This is a genomic window from Streptomyces sp. NBC_01450, assembly GCF_036227505.1.
Classification (GTDB): Bacteria; Actinomycetota; Actinomycetes; order Streptomycetales; family Streptomycetaceae; genus Streptomyces.
Map to the genome: position 1 here is coordinate 6,554,869 of NZ_CP109480.1, position 25,084 is coordinate 6,579,952.

Sequence of the window (25,084 nt, forward strand, 5' to 3'; positions counted from 1 at the left end):
CTTTAACCTTCCTGAGCCTTCACGAGTACCTCCCCGGCGGGCGTGCGGGAGTACAGCACCGACCGTCCGGCCCGCCCCCTCCGTACCAGCCGGGCGTCCAGCAGCACCTTCAGATGGCGTCCGACCGAGCCGAGACCCTGCCCGGTCACGGCCACCAACTGGGTCGTGCTCATGGGGGAGTCGAGGAGGACGAGGACCCCGGCGCGGGCGGGGCCGAGCAGCGCGCCCAGGCTTTCCGGCACGAGGTCGGGACCGGTGGCGGCGAGCGCGCCCGAGCACGGGAAGACGACCGCGTACCGGTCCGGCTCCTCCCACGACACCCAGCCGTGGTTGCGAGGTGTGACCGGTACGAACAGCAACTCGGCGCCGGAGATCTCGCGCGGCGGGTACTCGTGGAGATTGACCTGCAGCCGGTTGTCGCCGAGCCAGCGGGTGCCCGGTCGCAGCGCGTCGAGGGCCGCCGCCCAGCCGCCCTGGCTCAACTGCGCGGTCCGAGCGACGACATCGGCTTCCAGGATGCGCCGCCGCCGGTCCCAGTAGGGGCGTACGGCCTCGGTCCAGACGTGGGTGAGCAGGTCGGCGGCGCGCTCCGGAAGGTCGTCGCGGCGCAGGGCGGCGGGCAGCGGCCCTGCCAGGGAGACGGTGAGGTGGGCCCGGGCGTCCGCGGCCGACGCCTCCCGCACCCGCGCGACCTCCTCCTCGAAGTCGGCCTCGCCGCGCGGCGTCGGCGTCAGGAAGTCGGCGATCCAGTTCCGCCCGAGTCCGGACCGTATGAGCAGCGAGGTGACGGGGTCACCGGCCAACCGCCTTCTGTACGCGGGCAGATGGGCGTCGAGCCAGGCCCGCTCCCCGGGGTGCGCGGCCGTCCCCGCGTGTAACAGCTTGACGCCGGCGAAGGTCTCGGCGAGTGGTGAGAGCGCGAAACGGGTGCGGGCGAGGGTGTCGGCGTTGATCTGCCACCAGCCCATCCGCGCCCTCCCGTCGCTTCTCTCACTGTCCGTTGCCCCGTGTGGTTTCGCTTCTCCGCGAAACAATAACGACCACGCCGGGCGCCACCCGAGACTCCGTCCATGCGCAGCTACTCCGACCTTTTCCGAACCCGGGAGTTCACCCCTCTCTTCCTGTCCTCCGCGCTCAACTCGGCGGCCTCGACGATCGGCGGCCTGGCCGTCGGGACGCTGGTGTACAAGGCGACGGACTCGCCGCTGCTGTCGGCGGTGAGCATGTTCGGCCCGCAGCTCGCCCAGGTGGTCGGCGCGACCACCCTGCTGTCGGCGGCGGACCGGCTGGCGCCGCGCGCCACGTTGACGGGCATCGCCCTGTCCTTCGCCGTCGGTACGGCGCTGATGGCGACGCCGGGTCTGCCGGTCTGGGGGCTGTTCCTGCTGATCTTCGTCCTGGGTCTGGTCTCGTCCCTCGGCGGCGGTGTCCGCTGGGGTCTGCTGAACGAGATCCTGTCCAAGGACGGCTTTCTGCTGGGCCGTTCGGTCATGAACATGGTGGCCGGCCTCGCGCAGATCACGGGCTACGCGACGGGCGGCGTCCTGGTGGCGGTGCTCTCGCCGAGGATCACTCTGGCGAGCGCGGCGGCCCTGTATCTCGTGGCGGCCCTCGTCACCCGCCTCGGCATGACCCGCCGGGCTCCGAGGGCCACCGGCCGCGCCTCGATCGCGCAGACCTGGCGCACCAACGCGCTGTTGTGGTCCTCGCCCCCGCGCCGGACGACGTACCTGCTGCTCTGGATCCCGAACGGTCTGATCGTCGGCTGCGAGTCCCTGTACGTGTCCTACGCGCCGGACCGGGCGGGCCTGCTCTTCGCCTTCGCGGCGTTCGGCATGTTCGTGGGCGATGTGACGACGGGCCGTTTCATCCCGTCCGCGGTCCGCGGCCGGCTGGGCATCCCGTTCCTGCTGCTCCTGGCGACGCCGTATCTGCCGTTCGCGCTGGGGCCGGGGGTGGCGGTGGCGGCGGGCGCGGTCGCCCTCGCCTCGGTCGGCTTCGGGGCGAGCCTGATCCAGCAGGAACGGCTGATGGCCCTGACCCCGGACGAGCTGAGCGGCCATGCCCTGGGACTGCACTCCTCGGGCATGCTCACGATGCAGGGGGTGAGCGCGGCGCTGGCCGGAACGGTCGCCCAACTCACCTCGCCCGCAACGGCGATGACGGTGATGGCGATCACGTCGCTCGTCGCGACGCTGCTGATCTCGGGCCCCCGCCAACGCCCGGAAGTGTCCACACCACAACAGAAGCAACCAGAAGTGAACGCCCCCTGAACGCCGAAAAGTTGTACGACCGGAGCCACAACTCCCCTGCGGAGGATGCCGTCGAACGGGATGACCACACGCGCACAGACCTACGCGCGGACCTCATCGGCCCCCAGGGCCCCGTTGGGCCCATCGGGCCCCGTGGAGGAGAACCAACCATGTTCAGTCGCCGCATCACCGCGCTGCCGAAGGCGCTGGCGCTCGCCACCGCCGCCGTGGCCGTGACCGTCGCCGCCCCCGCGGCACACGCCGCGCCCGCCAAGAGCGCGACCGCGGTCGTCGTCGGCCAGAAGCTGTTCTACACGGCGGCCGCCGGTCAGACGAACCACCTGTCCATCTCCTGGGCGCCCGGCGCGTTCGACCCGGATTCCCAGCTGAGCGACTTCATCTACACCTTCGACGACACCGTCAGGATCTCCCTCGGCGCGGGCTGCGTCCGCCCGGCCGGCGGCGACGACACCAAGGCGGTCTGCACGGTGACCGAGCCCAACACCTCGGCGTCCGACCTCGACTCCCTGATCGTCGACCTCGGCGACGGCAACGACACCGCGACGACCGGCAACACCAGCGGCGGGTACACGAGGATCTACGGCGGGCCGGGCAACGACACCCTGACCGGCCATGGCGTCGACGTCCTCTACGGCCAGGGCGGCAACGACCGTCTCTCCGGCGGTGGCGGGGTCTACGACGAGGGCGCGAACGGCGGCGCGGGCAACGACACCCTCGTCAACTGCAGCGCCGAGTGCCACGGTGGCGCGGGCAACGACAGCCTGTCGGGCACGAGCGGCGACAACGCGCTCTTCGGCGACGACGGCAACGACAAGCTGTACGGCAACGCGGGCCGCGACCTCCTTCAGGGCGGCCGGGGTGACGACACCCTGTACGGCGGCGCGGGCGACGACAAGCTGTACGGCAACAGCGGCAACGACGTCCTGCACGGAGGCGCGGGCAAGGACTTCCTGTCCGGCGGGCCCGGCCGCAACAAGACGTACCAGAGCTGATCCGTTCGCGGGGCGGCCGGGCGGGCGTGAGGAACGCGGCCCGGCGGGCTCTCGGTCTCCTCAGGACCGAGAGCCTGATCGTCCCCGTGAGGTCAGGCCTTGCCCGTCCCGGACCCCTCGACGGCCCGCAGGGCCTCGATGACGCTGGCCACATGAGCGCGGGCGGCCGCCTCGGCGCGCTCCGGATCACGTGCGGCGATGGCCTCGACGAGGGCGAGGTGTTCGCCCAGCGAGACCTGGGGGCGCCCGGACTGCAGTGCCAGCCGGAACTGGTGGCGCACGATCTGCGCGTTCAGGCGGGTGAGGAGTTCGGCGGCGGTGTCCTGGCCGGAGATGTCCCGGACGAAGTCGTGCAGTTGGCGGTTGAGCTCGGAGTACTTCAGCGGCTCGGCCGCCCGCACAGCGGCGCGCAACTGTTCGCCGAGCGCGAGGAGTTGCGTGATCTGCGCATCGGTGACCCGCTCGGCGGCCTTGGCCGCGCACAGCCCCTCGAGCACCCTGCGGCACTCGTAGATCTCCACCGCCTCGCTCACGGACACGGTCCGGACCCGGGCCCCGCGGTTGCGGATCCGCTCCACGAGACCGTCGGCGGCGAGATCGACGAGCGCGGCCCGCACACTGGCCCGCGTGACATCGAACTGTTCGGCCAACTCGGCCTCGATCAGGCGCTGTCCTGGCACCATGTCACCGGCGAGGATGGCCCTGCGCAGCGCGACGAGGGCCTGCTCCTTGGCCGCGGCGCCGCTGCCTTTGGCACTGCCGGTAGCTGGGGACACGTACGTACTCCTTCGGTCTCGAGCTCCTGGAGCGCCTCGGGCCTCCTCGAGCTCTCCGCTCTCCTTGGAGATGGTTACCGACCGTAGGATGGGTACACAAAATCGTCAACAATCTGGCGGCGGGACTTGGGATCCGGCCGGGCTCGTCAGGCGCCGGTGGACACCTCGACGAGGTCCTGCCGGCTGTGTTCCAGCAGCTCGCCCATCTCGCCGACCTCCGGGTCGATCTCCGCGGCGCGCGGCGCCACGTCCTTGAGCATGTCGAGGGTGGCCATCGCGAGCGCGAGGGCGTCGTCTCCCCGGTCCTCGCCGAGCAGGGACTCGATCTCGAAGGCGAGACTGGCGAGCGTCTCGGCGTCGGTGGCCGGGACCAGATAGCCCTTCAGCCCCGCCGGGAACGGCGTGTCCGTCCGGAACTCGCCCAGCGCGGTCACGACCGCCGGCTCGGCGCTGAACCGGTCGAGCAGCCCGATGAGTACGGACAGCCGCGCCAGCAGCCGTGGGCGGCCGGGATGCCGGTCCAGCCAGGCGAGCAGCTCGCGCTGGCCACCGAGGTGATCGATGATCCGCGTCATGTCCTCCACGATCGCCGTGGGCAGGGTCCAGTGGAACGGCGCGATCAGCGCGACCTGCTGAGCCAGCGCCTGCTCGCCCCGCGGGTCCAGCGTCCCGCCGACGAAGGCGTCGACCAGCGTGCGGTCGAGCCCGTAATGGGCGGGCATCGACTGCCGCTGCGTGCCCTTCGGCGGGTCCTCACGGCGCGTGCGGAACAGCCTGGCGCCGATCTTCCTCAGTGGTTGGTCCCGCATCGATCCCTCCACGGCCGTTTGGAACCTGCACTGCCACCCTGACTCCCGCCGGGGGAGAACGCGCGGTCGTCTGACCCAGGCGGGTTACCTCTGCATTCCGGCGGCTCCTGGCATTCTGGGGGTGGGGCGGGGTGGGGTCGTGGTGCGGATACGGATCCGCACGGGAGGGGAGCGTGCCATGAGCGGGTCGCAGCGGGACGGGGTCGGCACAGGGCCGATGGGGCCCGAGCAGATGATCGCGGAGGCGCGGAAGGCGTTCTTCGTGATGTTCGGGTTCCTGGCGCTCGTCTGGCTGGTGCAGCTCGCCAACTTCGCCGACCACTACGCACTCTCGCGGGACTACGGGGTGGTGTCCGGCGACGTCGGCACGCTGCCCGACATCCTCACCGCGCCGTTCCTGCACTGGAACTGGGCGCACATCGAGAGCAACTCGGGACCGCTGTTCGTCTTCGGATTCCTCGCCGCCTACCGAGGGGTGGTCCGCTTCCTCGGGCTGAGCCTGCTCATCGCGGTGACCAGCGGCCTCACGGTCTGGTTCCTCGAGCAGGGCAACGTGGACACGGTCGGCGCCAGCGGCCTGATCTTCGGGTACTTCGGCTATGTCGTGGTGCGCGGACTCTTCGACCGGCACCTGATCGACACCCTGATCGGTGTCGTCATGGCGGCCTCCTTCGCCTACATGCTCACCGTGGCGGTGCCCGGGACACCGGGGGTGAGCTGGCTGGGACACCTCGGAGGGCTGATCGGCGGCCTGGTCGGGGCCTGGCTCTTCCGGGACCGACGCCCCCGGCCCGCCAAGGACACCCCCTCGGGCGGCGGCACCGGCCCGACCCCCCGCGGCGCCCTCAAGCCCCGCCCCGACAACCCCCGCGCTGACCTCCACAAGGAACTCGGCGACCTGGGCCTGCTCTAGCCCCTGCCTCGGTTTGCGCCAGGACCTGCCTCGGTTCGCGACGTCGGGGTGATCCGGAGTCGGCGACCCTCCCGCATGCGGCATGCCTCACTCCGGTGGGCCCGAATCGCACGGCCGTCCGTGGGTACGGGCCATCCGTGGGCCAGGACGGTGCCGTCATCCGCCCGGACGAGCACAAACCCGGCAACCTTGTCACATGCCCGTAGGGCACGTGATCGGGGGCTCCCAGGCCCTGTCAGCAGAAGGACGACCCTGGAACGAGGCATGCATGACCCAGGCGGATCGCAGGGGATCGGCCGGCGTGGCCACGAGACGGAGGAATGAAGGGACGGTCGTCGAGGAAGCGCCATTGCCGCAGGTGGCCCCCGTGACGCGGGTGATCGCGGCTGGGCCCGGCGCACGGAAGGACCGGCTCGCCGCGTTGGACGGGCTGCGATTCCTGGCGGCGCTGTCGGTGGTGCTCTTCCACTTCGTCGGCCAGACTCCCGGGGCGATGATGGTTGTCTGGGGGCGCCCGTACCGGAGCACCTTCCCCGAGCTGCACGGCTACTTCGCCTTCGGACGGCTCGGTGTCGACCTGTTCTTCCTGATCAGCGGGTTCGTCATCTGCATGAGCGCGTGGGGGCGCACCCCACGGGACTTCTTCATCTCACGCGTGACCCGTCTGTACCCGATGTACTGGATCGCGATCGTGGTGTCGGTGTGTTTCGTCTACTTCGCCGACAGCCCGTTCGGGCACCCCAACCCACGGCTGCTCTTCGCGAACCTCACGATGTTGCAGACCCCGCTCGGTGTGGCCAACCTGGACCCGGTCTACTGGACGCTCTGGCCGGAACTCTGCTTCTACCTCACGTTCGCGGTCGTGGTGTGGAAGGGCCTCACCCACCAGCGGGTGGTGATCTTCTGCGGGTTGTGGACGGTCGCCGCGGTGCTGGCGCCCGCCGCTCACATCCCGCTGCTCACGCTGATCGTGAACCCGACGTCCGCCCCGTACTTCATCGCGGGCATGGCCTTCCACCTCATGTACCGCTATCGGCCGACACCGCTGCTGTGGGGGATCGTCGCCATGTCGTGGCTGCTGGCGCTGCACTTCCTGCTGGTACCCCACGGCGGCCGCAACAACTGGGCCACCTGGTCGCCCTGGCGCGGCTGGCTGATCCTCCTGACCACGGTGTTCTTCCTGCTCGTCGGCGCCATCGCACTCGGCTGGACCCGTCGGATCCGCTGGCGCGGACTGACCGTCGCGGGCACGATGACCTTCCCGCTCTACCTGCTGCACGACACGATCGGAATGACCGTCGCGCACCACTACGGCGACCGGGTCGACCCCTCGGTCCTGGTCGCGGTCACGGTGAGCGCTCTGGTCGTACTGGCGTATCTCGTGCACCGGTTCGTCGAGCGCCCGATCGCGCTGGCCATGCGGCGCTCGCTGAACACCGCCGCGTTCGGACTGCCGGCGCCGACGCGGCGCTCCTGACCGGACGAGAACACGGCGGGCGGCGACCGCCGTTCGCCGCTGCGACGGGCGTCGGCCGCACCCTCGAGTCAAGAACGTGCCTGCCAGGAAGGCATGTTCGCGCTGGAAGGTCCTGTTTGGGCAAAGGGTTCGGCATCGACAGTTCAACGGTCTTGTCCTGTGCATGTCTCACTCGATGAGATGCACGGAGACCACTTCGTGCGACGCAGGACCACTCAGGACCACTAGGGGGATTCATGCACATAGCCCGTACCCGACGGAGCGTCGCGGCTTCCACGGCCGCCACCGCCGCTCTCGCCGCCGCCGCGCTGGCGACCGCCCCGCTGGCCGGCGTCACCGCCGCCGCACCCGCCGCCGTACCGCACACCAAGGCGGTCCCGGCCATCGCCGGGCACACCCTGGTCCATGGCGTGGCCAGCCCGCTCTCCAGTGAGCAGTGCCAGGCCAAGTGGCACATCGCCTGCTACAACCCGCTCCAGTACCGCACCGCGTACGACCTCAACGCGCTGTACCGCAAGGGCATCACGGGCAAGGGGCGCACGATCGTCATCGTCGACTCGTTCGGCTCCCCGACGATCCAGCACGACCTCGACGTCTACAGCAAGCAGTTCGGCCTGCGCAGCACCAAGGTCGACGTGGTCAAGTGGGGCAAGGTCCCCGTGTTCGACCCCAAGAACTCGGACATGACCGGCTGGGCCGGCGAGACCACTCTGGACGTCGAGATGGCCCACGCCGTGGCGCCCGACGCCAAGATAGTCCTGGTGGAGACGGCGGTCGCCGAGACCGAGGGCGTCACCGGTCTGCCGGAGATGATGGACGCCGAGAAGCACATGATCGACCGCGGCGTCGGCGACGTCATCACCCAGAGCTTCGGCGCCACCGAGGACACCTTCCCCGGTTTCGACAAGGGCGACTTCTCCAGCATCAAGAAGCTGCGCTACGCCTTCCAGGACGCGAACCGCAAGCACGTGACGGTCCTCGCCTCCTCCGGCGACGGCGGCGCCACCGACCTGAAGGCGGACGGCAAGACCTACTACGACAAGCCCGTCAACTCCTGGCCCTCATCGGACCCGTTGGTCACCTCCATCGGAGGCACCCAGCTCCACCTGAACGACAAGGGTCAGCGGGTCAAGCCCGACAGCGTCTACAACGACTACGGCTCGGGCGGCGGCGGCCAGTCCCACGTCTTCACCCGCCCGGCCTTCCAGAACGGTGTGAAGAAGGTCGTCGGCGCCCGCCGTGGCACCCCGGACGTGTCGCTGGCCGCAGCGGTCAACGGCGGCGCCTGGATCTACTCCAGCTACGACCCGACCGCCATCGGCTGGGACGTCACCGGCGGCACCAGCGAGGCCAGCCCGCTCTTCTCGGGCATCGTCGCCCTCGCCGACCAGGCGGCCGGCCATCGGGTGGGCAACATCAACGAGGCGCTGTACGACCTCTCCAAGCGCTCCGCCCACCACGACAAGAGCACCGGCATCGTCGACGTCAACGACGGCACCGACAACTCGTACGAAGGCGTCACCGGCTACAAGGCCGTCGGCGGCTACGACATGGCCACCGGTGTGGGCACCGTGGACGCCCTGCGCTTCGTTCCGGCCCTCGCCCGGGCGACCCACCGCGGCTGACACCACGCCGCCGCACCAGGGCTTCGCAGGGCTCCTTCCCTGAGACCTGCCTGCCATGAGACGGCCCGGGTTCCGTACCCGGGCCGTCCGCGGACTCGTGGAGTCCGCACAGCGTGCGCCCATGACCGTGGGCGTGCGCCGCCGTCGGTGTCGGGTGTGGATGTCAGACGGGCCGAGGCGTGATGCTCACCGCGCGGTAGTCGTAGCCGTCCTGTTCGAAGCCGGGGGCTTCCCATGTGAGGTCGACCTGCTGTCCGGGCGACAGTGTGCGGAAGCCGGCCGTCCGGACGTCGGAGAAGTGGCCGAAGCAGCCGCCGGGAGTCTCGGGCGAGTCGAGCACGCCCCACCCTTCCTCGTCGTTCCACTCGCGGACGATCGCAGTCACCATGGGTGGAACCCTACGGGCCAGCGGGCCCACGGCCTGGACCATGAGGTCCAACTCCTCCTCCGTGCGGCTCTCGTCGTGCTCGCGCACCGTGAACGGCGGAGTGCTCCGGCCGGGCAGTTCCAGTTGCAGTCCCCATTCCTCGATCAGGGGCCACACCTCGGCGAACCCGGAGCCTCGTGGGACGTGCCATCGACCGCCTTGACATTCCTGCCGCGCCTCCACCATGCTTGTATTAATGCATTAACACAAGCACACTGGGCACACTGTGGTCATGGAAGGTGATGTGGTCGAGTACCGGATCGACCGTGGCAGCGGCGTACCGGCCTACGTACAGATCGTGGAGCAGACCGAACGGGCGCTCCGGATGGGCACGTTGAAGGTCGGGGACAAGCTGCCCACGGCCAGGGAGGTGGTGGCGGCGACCGCCATCAACCCCAACACCGTGCTGCGGGCCTACCGCGACATGGAGCAGGCCGGTCTGGTCGAACTGCGCCGCGGGCTGGGGACCTTCGTGACGCGGTCGCTCGCGCGGCCCGGCGCGGAGGACGACTCGCCTCTGCGTACGGAGCTCACCGACTGGATGGCACGGGCACGGGCGGCGGGACTCGAACGGGCCGACATCCTCGCCCTGGTCACCGCCACCCTGGACACCTACGACAACGAGCGGGACAGCCACACCCCGGGCGACCGGGAGCGGAAGAGGAGGACGCATGACCGGGCCTGACGTGCCGGCCGCGCTGCGCGCCACGGGAGTCGGATTCCGGTACCGGGCGCGGGGCGGCTGGGCCCTGCGGGACTGCGAGTTCACTGTGCCCGGGGGCCGTATCACCGCCCTCGTCGGACGCAACGGCGCCGGCAAGAGCACCCTGCTGCACCTGGCCGGCGGCCTGCTGCGCCCCCGCACCGGGGAGATACGGGTACTGGACACCGCCCCGGGCGCTCCCGAGGCCCGCGCCCGGGTCGCTCTGCTCACCCAGGACAAGCCGCTCTACCCCCGCTTCACCGTGGCGGACACCCTGCGGATGGGGCAGAAGCTGAACTCCTCGTGGGACCAGGCCGCCGCCGAGCGGACCGTCGGCGAGGGCGACATCGCACTCGCCGCCCGCGTCGGCGAGCTGTCGCCCGGGCAGCGCACCCGTGTCGCGCTCGCCCTGGCGCTCGGCAAACGGCCCGAACTGCTGCTGCTCGACGAGCCGATGGCCGACCTCGACCCCGTGGCGCGACGCGAGATCATGGCGGCGCTGATGACCGAGGCCGCCGAGTGCGGCACGAACATCGTGCTGTCCTCGCACGTCCTGCCCGAACTGGAGCAGACCTGCGACTGGGTACTGCTGCTGCGGGACGGCCGCGTCGAGCTGAGCGAGGACGCCGAGGAACTGCGCGAGAGTCACGCCGTACTGACCGGACACGCCGACCAGGCCGACGCGCTGGCCGCGGGGCACACCGTCGTGCACCGCCGGTCCGGTGGCCGACAGATGACCGCCCTGGTACGGCAGCGCGGACCGCTGCGCGGCGACTGGCACGTCGAGCGGCCCAGCCTGGAGGACATCCTGGTCGGCTACCTCCACGCCGGCGACACGGTGCGCCCGGCCGGCGCCGAGCGGACGGAGGCTGCGGCGTGAAGGACTCCCTCCTCCGTGACCGTTCCCTCCGTACGGGTTCCCTCCGTACCGGTCCCGTCCGTGACGGTTCCCTCTGGAGCGGTTCCCTCTGGCTCGCGTGGCGTCAGCAGCGAGTGCTGGTCGCCATCGGCGCGGCCGTCCTGGCCGTCGCCACCGCGATCGCCGTGTACTCCCGCTCGGACATGCTGGACGCCCTGCACAGCGGGCTGTTCGACCACTGCGGCACCGGACCGCTGTCCTGCTTGCGCACCGACACCAGCCTGCCGCCCCTGATGCTGGACATCGCCCCGCTGAAGTACTTGGGGATGGTGAACATCGCCCTGCCCGTCCTGATCGGAGTCTTCTGGGGCGCCCCGCTGCTGGGCCGCGACCGGGAACTGGGCACGCACCGCATGGTCCTCGCCCAGGGCATAAGCCGCGGACAGTGGTTCGCCTCCCGGTTTGCCTTCGCCGCGGCGACCACGGCGGCCCTCTCCGGCCTGCTCGCGGGAGTGTTCGCATGGTGGCGGGGGCCCGCCGCCGACCGCAGCTACGGCCTGTTCTGGTACGACGTCACAGCCCTGAGCGGCTCGGGCCCGCGCGTCGTCGCGGCCGCCCTCTTCGGCCTGGCGGCCGGCACCCTGCTCGGTCTGCTGACCCGCCGGGTCCTGGCCGCGATGGGCCTGACCCTCCTGGTCACCGGGGCGATGACACTCCTGCTGGAGTGGGCACACAGGACGCGCCTGCTGGTCTCGCCGCACACGTACGTGAGCGCCGGCATCGTTCCCAAGGCGCCCATGGGCGAGAAGTGGTCGACCGGCCACTACGGCCTCGTCACCGCCTCCGGCCGCCACGACGACGTACTGAAGTGCCCCTTCCCCTCGGGCGCCGAGCTCAAGGAGTGCATGGCCCAGCACGGGTACGTCGCCCGCTTCTACGAGGCCAACCCGGCCGGTGACTACTGGACCTTCCAGTGGACCGACACCGCCGTCCTCGGCGGCCTCGCCCTCCTGCTCACCGCCGCCACCGTGCTGCTCCTGCGCCGCCGCGTCTGACCGCGGCGCGCCACCGCAACGGTCCCCCCTTCACCCCCTCACCCCCTCACCCCCTCACCCCCTCACCCCCTCACCCGGGGTTCCCTTTGCACGGAGGTCACTTCGCCATGCCCGCCGACGCCAAGCCACCGAAGAATCCGCGCGACGGCCGTTCCCAGGACATGGGGTGCGTCGCATGAGTCTGCGCCATGGAACAGCAAGGCAGATCCAGGAACACGGTGAGCCGAGTGGGCCCATCGACTCGAGTGGACCGCGGAGCGGGCAGGCGCGCCTGGCCGCGATAGACGGGCTCCGCCTGGTAGCAGCGGTGATGGTGGCCGCGTATCACTTCCTGGGGACGCCCACCCCGCACTTCTGGGGACAGACCGAGCTCAGGGATTTCGCCCCGTTACTGCATGAGACCAGCCGCTACGGCTGGCTCGGCGTCGAGTTCTTCTTCATCATCAGCGGATTCGTCATCTGCATGAGCTGCTGGGGGCGGACTCCCGCGCAGTTCACCGTCTCCCGGATATCACGGCTCTTTCCGGCCTACTGGTGCGCGGTCCTCCTGGTCGTCGTGGTCGTCCTGGTCGCACGGATGGGCCATTGGCCTGCCGCCGCGCACATCGATCCTCGTACCGTCCTGGGAAACCTGACGATGGTTCCGGGGCCGCTGGGGCTCAACCTGGTCAGCGGAGTCAGCTGGACACTCTGGGTGGAGGCTCGCTTCTACCTGCTGATGGCCGTGATGCTCATCTCCGGACTGTCCTATCGGCGGATGGTGGCCTTCTGCGGAGCCTGGCTCCTGGCCGGTGTCATCGCCCTTGAACTTCACTCATCACTGCTCAACGAATTCGTACTGACCCGGTACACCGGCCTCTTCGTCGCCGGGATCGTGCTCTACCTCATGCAAAGGTTCGGACAGAACCTCCTGCTGTGGCTTCTGCTGGGTTTCGCCTGGTGCTACGAACTCACCGTGCTCGAATTCCGGGTGGCCGACCACGCCACCACGTCCCCCGGCGAGGGCCGACCCTCCTGGGCCGTGTGCGCGGCCGTCATCACACTCTGTCTCGGGCTGCTGGCACTGGCCGGTGTCGGACCGCTGGCGAGACTGCAATGGCGTTGGCTGGTCACCGCCGGGGCGCTCACCTACCCCTTCTACCTCGTCCACCAGAGCATCGGAATTCCCCTGGCCAAGGGCTTGATCAAGGCAGTTCCGGGGCTGGGACCGCTGCCTTCGATAGCGGTGTCCATCATCTGCATGCTGGGTCTGGCCGCGCTCATCCACCTATGGGTGGAGCGCCCGCTCGGACGCTTCCTGAGGCACCGCCTGACACTTGACGTGCACCTGCGGGACCTCGCGGCGAAGCCGGCTCTCGTCCGCACGCGGTAGCGCGAGGCGAGACCACTCAGAAGCGACCCGCCGGACAGGCCCCACTCAACAAGTACCGCAACAACAACCCGATCCAGGGAAAGGTCTCGCATGCCCCTCAAGGTGCGAATACGACGGTCTCGCCTACTCATCGCCGTCGCGACAGCCGTGGCCGCCGCCGTGGCCGTCGCGCTGATCGTGGCCCTGACGGTCACGACCTACGATCACACCTCGCCGCGCGCCGCCCGCGACAAGGCATCGGGATCGGTGGCCGGGAACGTCGACTGCCGCAAGGCGAAATGTGTGGCCCTCACCTTCGACGGCGGCCCCAGCCCGACGACCCCCAAGCTGCTGGACATCCTGAAACAGGATGATCTGCACGCGACGTTCTTCGTACAGGGCAAGGGCCACATCGCGAAGTACCCCAAGATCCTGCGCCGCATCTCGGACGAGGGGCACGAAATCGGCAACCACACCTGGTATCACGAGGTTTTGACGGACATCGACGTGGACGACGCCCGTCAGGAGCTGACCCGGACACAGGACGCCATCGAGAAGATCACCGGCACCAGGCCCATCCTGATGCGTCCGCCGGAGGGCCACACCAACCGCAAGGTGGCCAAGATCTGCCAGGACTTGGGGCTGGCGCAGGTGCTGTGGAGTGTCACGGCCAAGGACTACGAGACGACCGACTCGGCCCTGATCACCAAGCGGGTGCTCGACCAGACTCACCGCGACGGCATCATCCTGCTGCACGACCTGCACAAAGGGACCGTGCCCGCCGTCCCGGGCATCATCAAGGCGCTCAAGCAGCGCGGCTACACCATCGTCACGGTGTCGCAGCTGCTCGCCCCCGCCAAGCCCCAGCCGGGGATGGTCTACCGGCCCTGAACAACCGCGACGGACCCACACCGTCAGGCAGCGACACGCGAGGCCCCTTCTCCTGACCTCCGCCCCCGTCGGGGCCCGACCCTCCCCGTGCTGACTTGCGCTCCTTGATCGTGAAGGTTAGGTGGGGGCCTTTCATGAAACTGGCGCGATTCTCGCCGCCGACCGCCGCAGCGCTGCTCCTGGGACTGACCGCTGTCATCGGTCCCGGCGCGGGCGACTCGTACGCGACATCGGACGTACCGTTGCCGACGCGGCGATCAGTACGGAGAACCTGACCGAGTCGGCTCGTTACAGCACGGGCCTGGGCACCCGTCCGGACTCGCTGGCCGTCGCCGGGGGCACTCTCTGGTTCGGGTACGGCACGGCCGGCGCCGGCGGCATCGGATCCGTCGACGGGTCCGGTACGGTCACTTCGCGGCAGGATTCCGGCACTTGGACAGCACCGCCGACGCTGGCGACGACCCCGACGCCCTCCGGCGTCCTCGCGGCCGCCGTACAGACGGGCGACACCTCCGCCTTCGTCACGTACCGGGCCGAGGGCGGTGCGCTGACCCGGCAGGCCGCGAAGGCGCTGCCCGTCCCCGACCTGAGTGACTTCGCGGTGACGGCGGACGGGCTGCACCTGGCGGTCTCGTCCCCGGCGTACCCGAGGGGCGACCGGTACGGCACCTCGGATCTGGCGGCGGACGGGCGATTCGCCATGCCGGTGGGCCCCGGTGCTGTCGCCGTAGCCCCGGACGGCACCATGGCCGACGGCGTGGGCGACCACGGGTTCGAGTCCTTTCCGGAAACGGGCGAGGGCTACTACCACGAGTACGACTTCGGATATCCACTGCGCCTGGCCGCACACGGCCTTGCCTGGGCACCCGACGGAAGCCGGCTCTACACCGTGGGCGTGGACGCCTCCGGGGGAACACCGACGCTCCGGACAACTCGTGACCCGGAAACCGCGTGGGTCCATCTCTACGGAAGCTCGAGCACCACTCCGCTCGCCCCTGGCCTGCTGCATTGGCGTCACCGGCGTCACCGGGTTGGGGGACTGCGCCATCGCCCGTCGGGCCGGACATGCCGGATAAGTGCGACTATCGCACCGGGGTGACATGGCGACTCCGAGCCGTCACCACACCTGGCAGGAGGACCAATCGATGAACCTCACTCTGAAGCGCCTGCTCGGCGTCACCGCGGCGGTGGCCATGGGCGCGACGGCCCTGCTCGGCACCGGCGTCGGCACGGCCGACGCCGCCGGCCGCGTGCACTGCGACCGGGCCGAACAGGACATGTGGAGCAGCGGGCCCAGTCGTAACCTGACCGCCCACCACTGCAACCTCCCGGACAACAAGCACCGCTGGTACACCATCGAGATCGACACCCTCGTGCGGACCCACTACAAGAGGGACACTCTGGACGGAGGGATCGACGGGACCAAGACCCTGCACAACAGAACCATCAGGTGCATGGGCTATATCTCCAGCAAGGGTGCGGTGAACTGGTTCGGATGCCCGCCCAACTGACACACCCGCCGCAGCTGTGACTGACTCCGAGACAGGGGACGGCGGACGCGGTGTCCTTGATCCATCGGTGCGGTTGCGGCACGGCGCCTGAAACGACGAAGGGCCGGCCTGAGAGGGAAACCCTCCCGAGCCGGGCCCTTCTTCTCATGCACGGCCTAGCCGTTGACGCAGACGTTGCCCGTCGCCGGGTTGAGCAGTCCGATGACGTTCACGGAGTTGCCGCAAGCGTTGACCGGGATGTCCACCGGTACCTGCACCACGTTGCCGGACAGCAGACCGCCCGAGCCCGTCGCGGTGCCCACCGCTGTCGCTCCCTTTTTCTTGACGGTCAGGGTCGCGGGGGCCGGGGGATTCAGTCCGACCGTGGTGATCGCTTCGGGGCGGTTCACGTAGGTTCCCGCCTTGTCGGCGGTGACGTTCACCGTGACCGTGCAGGACTTCTCGCCGGCGGCCAGGTCGCCGCCGTCCAGAGCGACGGAAGCACCCCCCGCCGTCGCGGACACCGTGCCGTCGCCGCAGGTCGTCGACGCGTTCGCGTTCGCGGCCACCTTCACCCCGGCGGGCAGGTTGTCGGCGAAGCTGAAGTCGTTCTTCGCCGCCAGTTCACTGGTGTTCGTCACCGTCATGGTGAGCGTCGACGTGCCGCCCTTGTCCACGGTGGCAGGGCTGAACGCCTTGTCCAGTTGCGGAGTCGCGTCCAGGATCCGGATGTTGTCGAATGCGTGGTCGTTGCCGAACCAGTCGCCTTGCCCATTGACCATCTTGATGCCCAACTGGCTGTCGTTGAACAACACGGCTCTGTTGCCGGCGAACGCCCCGGCCTTCAGCCCGCTCCCTCCGGGATAGGGCTTGGAGTTGGGATCGGTGCAGGGATTGATGGGGGTGGTGAAGGTGGGGATGTCCGACCCGTTGCCGGTCAGATAGAACTTCAGCAGCGGAGGAGCCGCTGAGTCGCAATTCACGGCGGCCGCGTCCACCGCGAAGGTGATGTAGCGGTTCGGCTTCGCGATCGGGATCGGCTGTTCGGTCCGGAACTCCACCCGGTCGGTGCCAGGCGACACCCAGTTGGTGTAGGCCGCGACCACGTGGTTGGTCGGCGGATTCGTTCCGCCCACCTGGCCCAGCGCATTGGCCATGTCCTTCAATACCGCCGGGCAGTCAGGCTGATCGGCGCCGGTCTGGTCGAGGATGATTCCGTTGCACTGCCCGTGGTCAAGCCATGAGGGGTCGGCTGTGTATGTCTCGTTGAACGGCGGAGCGCCGACGTAGTCCTCCAGGAAGACCGGAGTCTCGCCTGCCTTCTCGAAGTCTTCGGCGAACACCGTGGCCGGGGCCTGCGGGGCCCCCGGAGTGCCAGGTGCGTGCAGGGCGTTCACACCCGGCGACATGACCAGGGCCTGGGCTTGAGAGGTCAGCGGGGCACTCGCGATCGCAAGTGCTACCAGGGGCACCGATGCGGCGCGCGTGCGCCAGGAAGGCTTGACTGCGGAAATCTCCACCATCTCTTTTCCAATCACCACGACGAACAAGCAACAGCGGGAATGGGCGGAAACGGCGCAGCCCAGACCATCAGCGATGCACCTCGACAGGCGGGTCGCCGACATTCCAGCACGCGCCCTCAAGAGAAGGCGACCGGCGAGCACGGCGACTGCATCTTTCACCGAATTGGTCGCACTCGGAGCCAACCCTGTAGATGCGTATCGGAATTTGATCCGGTAAATCCTACGAGTGTCGATTCCTTGGGTGGCGGGGGGATTCGGGAACCCGGTGCCCTCCGCATTTCCCTGGCAAGTGCCTCGCGGGCCGCGCCGCTTCCCTGAGAGACCGGCCGCTACTGGACGTTGGTGGTGCGGTACCCGGGACACGGCCGTACGGTGCGACATGTGACCGGAGGGCCGAAGACTGCGAGGAACAGTCTTCGGCCCTCCGGCTGGGTGTAGCGGCCGTGCCGGCTGTGACGACGGGTGGCGGAGGGTGTGGGCCTCCGCGTCACAGCACAGCTTCCGAGCGGGCTAGTGGTGGCCGAGGTAGCGGTCCTGATCGCGGTGCCGGTTGTTGTACCAGCCGTGGTGCTCGTTCCGGCCCTGGCCCCAGCCCCAGCCCCGGTTGTGGTCGCGGTCGTGGCCCCGGTTCCAGCCCCAGCCACGGTCCCAACCCCGGCCGCGGTCGCGGTCGTGGCCCCGGTTCCAGCTCCGGTCCCGGTCCCGGTCGCCGAAGTGGCCGTCGTGGTCGTGGTCGCTCCTTTGACTGTGCGAGTAACCCCTCCCGTTGTCGTGGTCGTGGCCGGTTCCGGCGGCCAGGGCCGGCATGGCGGCCGCGCCGACGAGTACGCCCGAAGCCACACAGGTGGCGATCAGGCGGAACGTCGTACGAGAAACAGACATGAATCTGTCACCTCACGTTCGTGCACACCGACCCCGGTCGGGGCCGGGCGTGCAATCCGTAATTCCCGGCTCGGTGCCGAGGCCCCACACTGTGGTCCTCCACGGCGACACCAGACCAAGGAAACGATTCGCGTTACAAAGTGCAGATATATCCGTAACTCTCCCTTGTATGGGCCATTGACGCTGGGGAGGGGCCTGGGTGTCGGCCCTGTCGTAGCTTGGAATCACGCCGAGAGCAGGAAAAAGAGCAGCTGACGGTCCGTGACACTCCTGGCTGTCTCGCTGCCGCACGTCCTTCGAACGGCCCAACGGCTTCAGTAACGAGGGGGGCCTCTGTTCGGGGGACCCGTCGCGGTCCGCGGCGATCCGGTCGATCGGTAGCGGGGTGTCGTCGTGATCAGGCCCCTGGTGCCCGTGTCGCATCCACCGGGTGAGCCGGTCGTCAGACCTGGATACGAAAGGGCGCCTACGGCGATCCGCAGGCGCCCTTCTCTCCGTGCCCCGGCAGGATTCGAACCTCCGGCACCGCACGATCGGCGAGCTTGGTCGTCTTCGCCCGCGGCGGCTCCGGCCTCCGGCGCACCCGCGACTCAAGCCCCAGCTCCTCACCACTCTCGGGGCCTCTTTGAGGACACCGAAGGGTTTCTCCTGGCCGAGAAGATGCGGTCCGGTACGCCCATCAGACCGCTCTGCGCGATCATTACGAGCAGACCGGCGGGGTAACCCGGTTCACTCGAACAGCAGCGGGGAGGGCTCGCCATGGTTCTTTCCCACCTGCTCCCGGAAGACATGCTGAGGGCCTGCTGCCTCGGCTTCGCGGAGACGCTGACCGCGCGTGCCGAGCTGGAGGCCGGCAGTCAGGCAAAGATGCTGTCGGACCACGTCGGGCTGCTCGCGGACGGTACAGCCTGATGGATTCCTGGTTCCTTGCGGTGTTCTTCGTGGGCTTCGGGCTGCCCTTCGTGCGTGTCCAGAAGGGCCGACGTCTCCTCGGCCTGATGAAGGCCTCCACCGCCACGGGAACCCTGTGCTGCCTGCTGGGCTGGTGGCAGGTTGTCTTCGCTTTCCCGGATCAGGCATGTCCCGACTTCGACTACATGCGCCCCGTCGTCCACTTCGACCGCTACGAGAGCGGCGTTTTCCCGCCGTGGGCCACCTGCTACTGGGACGACGGTCAGCAGAAGGAACTCGTGAGCGGCTGGGTCAATCCACTCCTGTTCACCTGTACAGCCGTGTTGACCGGCTGCCTGGTGACGCTGACGGTCGTCGCCTACCGCCGCTGCCGGAATGGACAGACACGTTGAGCGACACCGCTCGCATACCCACCCGACGTCAGGCCCTCGGCCTCACCGCAGGCATCACCGCGGGGCGATGTACGACGCGGTCAACCACGGCCGGCTGGAACCCCGCCGCCTGCGCAGACTCCTTGCCGCGACACCCCTGACCGCCGCGTGCGGCCGACGGACGGATCGTCCTCGCGGTCGATGTGAGCGACTGGCCGCGGCCCGACGCACCCACCAGGCCGGACCAGTTGTTCTGCCACGTCCAGGTCCACGGCCGCTTCATCACCCGCATACAGGGCACCCACACCGCCGCGACCGCCATTGGTGCCCTCGAAGCGCGTGGCCGGCCGGAGGGTCGGCAGGGGCGCCGCGGAAGGCGTGTGGACCGCCAAGTACCCCATCCAGTAAATGGTTGATCAAGGGCCGCTGAGGTTGTTCGAGGCGGTGTTACGCTCCGCGTGCTCTGCGGTTCTGTGCCGCAACAACGGGGGATGGACGGCCGGTTGTGCCGGAATGACGGGCAACTACCGTACGCACGAGCGGATTCACGCGCGTTGACCCCGCCGCGAGCGTAGGCACTCGACACTGACCGGTCGGCCCGGCCCGGCCCAGCTCGAAATGAAGACACCTGTGAATCGAACCGTGCACCAACGCGGCTGGCTCGCGCTTCTGCTGGCCGGCGCGGTGATGGTAGCGCTACCGGCGGCAGCAGCCGCCGACGAGACCCCGATCGACCCGGCACTGCCGACGCCCACGGTGCCGGTCGGTTCGAACTGCGGCAGCGACAGCGGCCCGGCCTGGACCACCGTCTCCAGTCCGCCTCCCGCGGGCATGACCGTCTCCATCGGCGTACCGCGGCCGACGGTGAACGGGGTGACGTATCAGGGAGTCGTCCACGCGTGGGACGTGGACGGTTCGCAGGCGGCGGACGGGTCCGTCACCGGGCTGCCGGTGCTCTCCCAAACCGTGTACGTCCCGCTGCCCTTGTCGGACGGGCACACCTACGGCTGGCACGCGTCGACTTACAACGGGACGGCGTACTCGAATCCGTCGACGCCCTGCTACTTCAGGGTGGACGGAAGCGCGCCCCTCGCCCCGGTCGTCACCAACCCGGACTTCCCCCCGGTGGGCAGCCCGGGAACGCCCACGAAGGCTGCCGGGCAGCTCACCACGTTCAGCTTCGGCTCCAGCGACTCCCTGCCCAGCGGGTGCGCCGAGGCGGGAGCTTCGGACTGCCGGGCCAGCGGCCTGGACCACTTTGAGTACGCCCTCGACCGGGAGCCCGGCTCGGGCGCCGCTCAGGTTCCGGCCGACGCCGAGGGAAAGGGGAGTCTGACGACCGCCCTGCCCTGGGGTGTCCACACCTTGAGCGTCGTCGGGGTCGACGCGGCCGGGAACCGGTCGCGGCCGACCGGGTACGAGGTCTCGGTTCCGTGGCAGCTCCCGCCCCCGAGTCCGCCCACCCTCGTCCTCACCGCCCCGGCGACATCCGGCCGGGCGGCCCAACTGGACGTCTCCGGCCAGCTGTCGGCGGCTCCGTACCCATCTGGTGAGGCGGTCCACGTCGTCAAGAACGACCTGGCCCATCCCGCGGGCGTGACACTGCCCGATGCGCCGTTGTCCGCCGACGGCACCTTCCACATCGCCGATGTCCCGCGGGTCGGGGGAGCCAACACATACACCGTGACCTACCCGGGTGACTCCGCCCACCAGGCCGTCAACGCGTCCGCGACCGTCCAGGTCTCCCGCAGCGCCACCGCGGTGTCCATCACCACCAACGCTCCGTCGTACGCCTACGGCGCGACCGCGAAGGTCACCGCCCACCTCGGCACGACCTACAACGGCCGTACTCTCGCGGTCTACGCCCAGCCTTACGGTGGTAAGAAGGCGCTGATCACGACCGGCACGGTGGACAGCCACGGCAACCTGGCCGCGACCTACAAGCTCACCCGCAAGACCACCTTCACCGCAGCTTTCGCCGGTGACTACCGCTACGCCCCTGCCACGACTTCCAGTACCGCGTCGGCCTACGCCAAGGTGTCCGAGTCGCTGAGCGGCTACTACGGGAGCACCCACTACGGCAGCCTCCTCTACCGGGTCTACCACCACACCGCCAAGGCCAAGCTGAACGCCACGGTCACGCCCGACAAGGACGGCCAGTGCGTGCGATTCCAGACCCAGCGGTACTACGGCGGTTCCTGGCACACGCAGAGCACCTCCTCTTGCCACACGCTCAGCACCACGAGCGCCGGCTCTGCGACGCTGAGCCTGACCAAGGCGGTCAACAGCAAGTTCCGTATGCGGGCCGAGTACGTCCACAGCAGCAAGGACACCGGCAACCTCAGCACTTGGGGCGCATGGCAGTACTTCATCGTCAGGCAGTGACGCACAAGGCGCCGGGTCCCCGCTGAGGGGGTGCTCGGCGCCGGTCAGGAAGCCCGTCGGCGTCACGCGTGTACACAGAGCAAAGGGCCGGCCTGGGAGGGAAACCCCTCCTGAGCCGGCCCTTCATCGTGTGCCCCGGCCTTGGCCACGCCACCGGCTGGTGTGGTCGGCCGGATGCCACGGCCGTCCCGTGACGGGAGTGCCGGAGCGCCGTGCCTCGGAACTCTCTGCTTCGGAATCCGCGGCCATTCGCGGCCAGTTCAGGCGCCTACCTGGGCGAACGGTGCGCGGTCAAAGATCAAACCGAGGCGGTGGGGAGGGGCTGTTCGGTCCAGATGGACTTGCCTGTGCGGGTGTGGCGGGTGCCCCAGCGTTGACAGAGTGCGGAGATGAGCTGGAGGCCGCGGCCGCCCTCGTCGGTGGCGGAGGTGTGGCGGATGTGCGGTGTGGTCAGGCTGGCGTCGGAGACCTCGCAGATCAGTGCGCGGCTGCGGAGCATGCGCAGCCGGATGGGGCCGCAGGCGTGCCGGATGACGTTCCCGACCAGCTCGCTGACCAGGAGTTCGGTGGTCATGATCAGGTCCTCATCGGCCAGGTCCCAGTTGGTGAGCTGGGCGCGGACCAGCTCCCGGGCCTGGCCCGCCGCCACCGGGTCCTCCGGCAACGGCCACTCGGCGACGTTCTCCGCGTCCAGCGGGTGGGTGCGGACCAGCAGCAGGGCGGCGTCGTCTATCAGCTCGCCGTGGGCGGGAAGGAGTGCGGAGGTGATGGTGGCACAGAGGGCGTCCAGGTCGGACGCGTCCGCCGGTGAGGTCGGCATGGTGTTCACGGACTGAAAGAGGAGCTCGGCGAGGCGGCTCATGCCGGTGGTGACATCCCTGTCCTTGCTCTCGATCAGGCCGTCGCTGTAAAGGGCGAGCAGGCTGTCGGCGGGCAGGAGGGTCTCGAGGGCTTCGAAGGGCGGAGCGGCCACCCCCAGTGGCGGGTCGGGGGTCATGGTCAGGAAGGTGACGGTGCCGTCGGGGTGGGCCACCGCCGGGGGCGGCTGACCGGCGCTGGCGTACGACAGACGCCGGGTCACCGGGTCGTAGATGCCGTACAGGCAGGTCACGAAGGCATCGGTGCCCAGCTCGCCGACGATGTCGTTGAGGTGGCCAAGGATTTCGTCGGGCGGCAGCTCCAGCTCCGAGAGGGTACGGACGGCCGTGCGGAGCCTGCCCATGGTGGCGGCCTCGGCCATGCCGTGGCCCATGACGTCTCCGATCACAAGCGCCACCCGGGCCGCGGAGAGCGGGATCACGTCGTACCAGTCGCCGCCGACGTCGGCTCCCTGCTTGGCCGACTGGTAGCGCGCCGCCGCCGTCACCTCGGGCAGCTTGGGCAATGCCTGCGGCAGCAGGCTGCGCTGGAGCGTACGGGCCCGGGTCGTCGCCTCGTCGTAGAGCCCGGCCCGCTCCAGGGCCTGCGCGATCAGTCCGCTGAGAGCGGTCAGCAGCGTTCGTTCGTCATCGTCCAGCACCCGCGGTCGGCCGAAGGAGATCACCGCCGCGCCGATGTCGCGCCCTGATGCAGTCAGCGGCAGAACGGCCCACGCCTGCTTGCCGCTCTCCCGGACCATGATCTCGGTCTCCGGGTACCGCTTCAGGATCTCCTCCGGGGAGGAGATGAAGAGGGTGGTGCGGGTGCGCAGGGCGTCCCCCACCGGGTTGGCGGCGTCCCTCACTGTCCAGTGCCCGTCCAGCAGTCGGGTGAAGCGCTCCGAATACCCACGGGAGCCGACCACGGTCAGCCGGTCGCCGAACACGTCGAGCATGACGAGTCCGGTGGCCCCGAGGGGTGTCATCACGCCTTCGGCCACCGCCGCCATCACGTCCTGGGCCGTGACAGCCTCGGCCAGCTCCCGTGTGATCCGCTGCACCAGGGCCGCCCGCTTCCCGGCCGCCCGCTCCGCGGCGGCCCGCTCGACCTCCCGTAGATGTCGCTCGGTGGTGTCGGTGATATAGAGCGTGAGGCCTTCCGGCACCGGTACCAGCCGCAGGTGGTACCAGGACGTCCCGTCCGACCCCGGTACGTCGAATCCGGCCGGCTGGCCCTCGGCAGCCGTGGCCCGGCACCGTTGCTCCAGCCCCGGCACGGCACGTACCGCGGGAATGTCCCACAGCAGGGCTCCGGCCACATCTCCCGCGGCGCCGAAGAGCCGCTCGGCGGCCTGATTGAGGAATCCGATGCGCCAGTCCGTGTCCAGGGAGACGAAGCCGTCGCTCATGTGTCGCAGCGCCCGCCCCACCGACTCGGCGGCGGCGTGCGTTTCGCTGCTGTCCCGGAGGGTGCCGATCACCTTCACCGGCATCCCGTCCTCGTCCGTGATCGTCCGGGCACGGGCCTCGATCCAGAGGTATGTGCCGTCCTGGCGCCGGATCCGGTACTCGTTCTGGAAGCCGCCGCGCATCTGGATACCGGTGTCGAAGCCGGCTACCGCCCCTGGCAGGTCGTCCGGGTGGATCAGCTCTGCCCACGCTTCGATGCCGCCGCTCATCACCTCCGGATCGACGCCGGCCAGTACCTCCACGACGGGCCGGTCGGAGGTCAGCTCGCCGGTGCGCAGGTCCCAGGTGTACGTGATGGAGGGCACCGCTTCCACGCCCCACGGGAGGACGTCCTCCCGCGGTCCCGGCCCGTTCTCCAGGGCGCGCAGCAGGGTGGGGGACGGATTGAGGATCCCGGACGACTTGAGCCTCCCGGACATCCAGGTCGCCACCTCGTTCAGAAACGCGCGCTCCGCCGCGCCGGGCTCGGTGCCCGGGGCGAAGAGGACGGAGAGCGCGCCGCGTCGCCGGCCACCGCCCGGAATGGGGACGGCCAGGTGACCGATGCCGGCGGGGAGTCGGGAAGGCCACAGGGCGGCGGGGTCCCGGCCTGGCACTGGGTCGGGCGGGGCCAGGTCAGGCTGCCAGGTGATGGTGTCGTTGCGGGCGGCGCTGCTGGGCGGTGCCGTGCCCCGTACCGGGATGATCAGCCAGGGCCGGGTCATCGACTCCGGCAGGCCACTGTCGGCGACCAGGTAGAGGATGCCGCTCATGCCGCCGCCCGGGAGATGCACCATGCCACCCAGGCCCTGCACCTCGGCTACCGCCTGCTGGAGCGCGGTCAGCAGCACTTCGACAGTGCGCCGGTCCTCGTTCACGGCGTCGAGCAGCTGCATCCGCATGCGGTGTCGCTCCAGGGGCCGTACGGTCTTGGTCCGCAGGCCTTGCGGCTGGTGCAGTGGATGGGGGACGTGGGGTATGGACGGGCCGGTGTTGTCCGCTTCGCCGCCTCTGGTGTTCACCACTGCCGACTGTCGCCTCCGCTCACCGCTTGGGTACCCGCT

The 25,084-nt window shown here is 69.5% G+C and carries 21 protein-coding genes and 2 pseudogenes; 16 read left to right on the top strand and 7 right to left on the bottom strand.

Annotated elements, in window-relative coordinates; all coding sequences use genetic code 11:
• Window positions 1-2 precede the first annotated feature (2 nt).
• Complete coding sequence (locus tag OG568_RS29315; RefSeq protein ID WP_329533716.1) at window positions 3-968, bottom strand: ArsR/SmtB family transcription factor; 966 nt, start codon at window positions 966-968, stop codon at window positions 3-5.
• A 102-nt stretch (window positions 969-1,070) separates the two neighbouring features.
• Here OG568_RS29315 and OG568_RS29320 point away from each other — a divergent pair, with 102 nt between their 5' ends.
• Entirely contained in the window at window positions 1,071-2,273 is a 1,203-nt protein-coding gene (locus tag OG568_RS29320; RefSeq protein ID WP_329533717.1) for an MFS transporter, read from the top strand.
• A gap of 149 nt (window positions 2,274-2,422) precedes the next feature.
• Window positions 2,423-3,265 carry a calcium-binding protein gene (locus OG568_RS29325; RefSeq protein WP_329533718.1) on the top strand — a complete coding sequence of 281 codons (843 nt, stop codon included), beginning with the start codon at window positions 2,423-2,425 and terminating at the stop codon, window positions 3,263-3,265.
• A 92-nt stretch (window positions 3,266-3,357) separates the two neighbouring features.
• On the opposite strand, the gene OG568_RS29330 is transcribed toward OG568_RS29325, so the two are convergent.
• Window positions 3,358-4,041, bottom strand: coding sequence for a GntR family transcriptional regulator (locus tag OG568_RS29330; RefSeq protein WP_329533719.1), 684 nt, complete (start codon window positions 4,039-4,041; stop codon window positions 3,358-3,360).
• A 146-nt stretch (window positions 4,042-4,187) separates the two neighbouring features.
• The gene (locus tag OG568_RS29335) at window positions 4,188-4,850 is read right to left on the bottom strand and encodes a hypothetical protein (RefSeq protein ID WP_329533720.1); all 663 of its coding nucleotides are present in this window, start codon (window positions 4,848-4,850) and stop codon (window positions 4,188-4,190) included.
• A gap of 178 nt (window positions 4,851-5,028) precedes the next feature.
• On the opposite strand from OG568_RS29335, the gene OG568_RS29340 reads away from it, so the two are divergent.
• From OG568_RS29340 to OG568_RS29350, 3 genes are all read left to right on the top strand, one after another.
• The gene (locus OG568_RS29340; RefSeq protein ID WP_329533721.1) at window positions 5,029-5,763 is read left to right on the top strand and encodes a rhomboid family intramembrane serine protease; all 735 of its coding nucleotides are present in this window, start codon (window positions 5,029-5,031) and stop codon (window positions 5,761-5,763) included.
• Window positions 5,764-6,130: 367 nt separating this feature from the next.
• Complete coding sequence (locus OG568_RS29345; RefSeq protein ID WP_329533722.1) at window positions 6,131-7,240, top strand: acyltransferase family protein; 1,110 nt, start codon at window positions 6,131-6,133, stop codon at window positions 7,238-7,240.
• A gap of 236 nt (window positions 7,241-7,476) precedes the next feature.
• On the top strand, window positions 7,477-8,865 hold the full coding sequence (locus OG568_RS29350; protein WP_329533723.1) for a S53 family peptidase: 1,389 nt from the start codon (window positions 7,477-7,479) through the stop codon (window positions 8,863-8,865).
• A 163-nt stretch (window positions 8,866-9,028) separates the two neighbouring features.
• On the opposite strand, the gene OG568_RS29355 is transcribed toward OG568_RS29350, so the two are convergent.
• The gene (locus OG568_RS29355; RefSeq protein WP_266625524.1) at window positions 9,029-9,253 is read right to left on the bottom strand and encodes a cold-shock protein; all 225 of its coding nucleotides are present in this window, start codon (window positions 9,251-9,253) and stop codon (window positions 9,029-9,031) included.
• A 271-nt stretch (window positions 9,254-9,524) separates the two neighbouring features.
• Between OG568_RS29355 and OG568_RS29360 the strand changes: the two genes are divergently transcribed.
• From OG568_RS29360 to OG568_RS29390, 7 genes and pseudogenes are all read left to right on the top strand, one after another.
• A complete protein-coding gene (locus OG568_RS29360; RefSeq protein WP_329533724.1) occupies window positions 9,525-9,977 on the top strand; it encodes a GntR family transcriptional regulator in 453 nt (150 codons plus the stop codon).
• Window positions 9,964-10,464 (top strand): annotated as a pseudogene (locus tag OG568_RS61490) (ATP-binding cassette domain-containing protein); the annotation flags it as partial. The gene OG568_RS29360 and the pseudogene OG568_RS61490, both read left to right, overlap by 14 nt.
• A 407-nt stretch (window positions 10,465-10,871) precedes the next feature.
• Window positions 10,872-11,909, top strand: a complete 1,038-nt coding sequence (locus OG568_RS29370) for a transporter (RefSeq protein WP_329533726.1) — start codon at window positions 10,872-10,874, stop codon at window positions 11,907-11,909.
• A gap of 175 nt (window positions 11,910-12,084) precedes the next feature.
• Window positions 12,085-13,281, top strand: coding sequence for an acyltransferase family protein (locus OG568_RS29375; protein ID WP_329533727.1), 1,197 nt, complete (start codon window positions 12,085-12,087; stop codon window positions 13,279-13,281).
• A 90-nt stretch (window positions 13,282-13,371) separates the two neighbouring features.
• A complete protein-coding gene (locus OG568_RS29380) occupies window positions 13,372-14,151 on the top strand; it encodes a polysaccharide deacetylase family protein (RefSeq protein WP_329533728.1) in 780 nt (259 codons plus the stop codon).
• A gap of 121 nt (window positions 14,152-14,272) precedes the next feature.
• Complete coding sequence (locus OG568_RS29385; RefSeq protein WP_329533729.1) at window positions 14,273-15,250, top strand: hypothetical protein; 978 nt, start codon at window positions 14,273-14,275, stop codon at window positions 15,248-15,250.
• A gap of 46 nt (window positions 15,251-15,296) precedes the next feature.
• Entirely contained in the window at window positions 15,297-15,662 is a 366-nt protein-coding gene (locus tag OG568_RS29390) for a hypothetical protein (RefSeq protein ID WP_329533730.1), read from the top strand.
• 155 nt (window positions 15,663-15,817) lie between these two features.
• Here OG568_RS29390 and OG568_RS29400 read toward each other — a convergent pair whose 3' ends face one another.
• Entirely contained in the window at window positions 15,818-17,266 is a 1,449-nt protein-coding gene (locus tag OG568_RS29400) for a DUF7933 domain-containing protein (protein WP_443077782.1), read from the bottom strand.
• 408 nt (window positions 17,267-17,674) lie between these two features.
• Window positions 17,675-18,046, bottom strand: a complete 372-nt coding sequence (locus OG568_RS29405; RefSeq protein ID WP_329533731.1) for a hypothetical protein — start codon at window positions 18,044-18,046, stop codon at window positions 17,675-17,677.
• Window positions 18,047-18,805: 759 nt separating this feature from the next.
• On the opposite strand from OG568_RS29405, the gene OG568_RS29410 reads away from it, so the two are divergent.
• From OG568_RS29410 to OG568_RS29425, 4 genes and pseudogenes are all read left to right on the top strand, one after another.
• Window positions 18,806-18,958 (top strand): hypothetical protein, encoded by a 153-nt coding sequence (locus tag OG568_RS29410; protein ID WP_329533732.1) that lies wholly within the window; start codon window positions 18,806-18,808, stop codon window positions 18,956-18,958.
• Window positions 18,958-19,350, top strand: a complete 393-nt coding sequence (locus OG568_RS29415; protein WP_329533733.1) for a hypothetical protein — start codon at window positions 18,958-18,960, stop codon at window positions 19,348-19,350. Before OG568_RS29410 ends, OG568_RS29415 begins: the two co-directional genes overlap by 1 nt.
• Before the next feature lie 43 nt (window positions 19,351-19,393).
• Window positions 19,394-19,592 (top strand): annotated as a pseudogene (locus OG568_RS29420) (transposase); the annotation flags it as partial.
• 367 nt (window positions 19,593-19,959) lie between these two features.
• A complete protein-coding gene (locus OG568_RS29425) occupies window positions 19,960-21,714 on the top strand; it encodes a hypothetical protein (RefSeq protein ID WP_329533734.1) in 1,755 nt (584 codons plus the stop codon).
• A 298-nt stretch (window positions 21,715-22,012) separates the two neighbouring features.
• Here the strand turns inward: OG568_RS29425 and OG568_RS29430 are convergent, their stop codons facing one another.
• Window positions 22,013-25,042 carry a SpoIIE family protein phosphatase gene (locus tag OG568_RS29430; protein ID WP_329533735.1) on the bottom strand — a complete coding sequence of 1,010 codons (3,030 nt, stop codon included), beginning with the start codon at window positions 25,040-25,042 and terminating at the stop codon, window positions 22,013-22,015.
• Window positions 25,043-25,084: the final 42 nt, after the last annotated feature.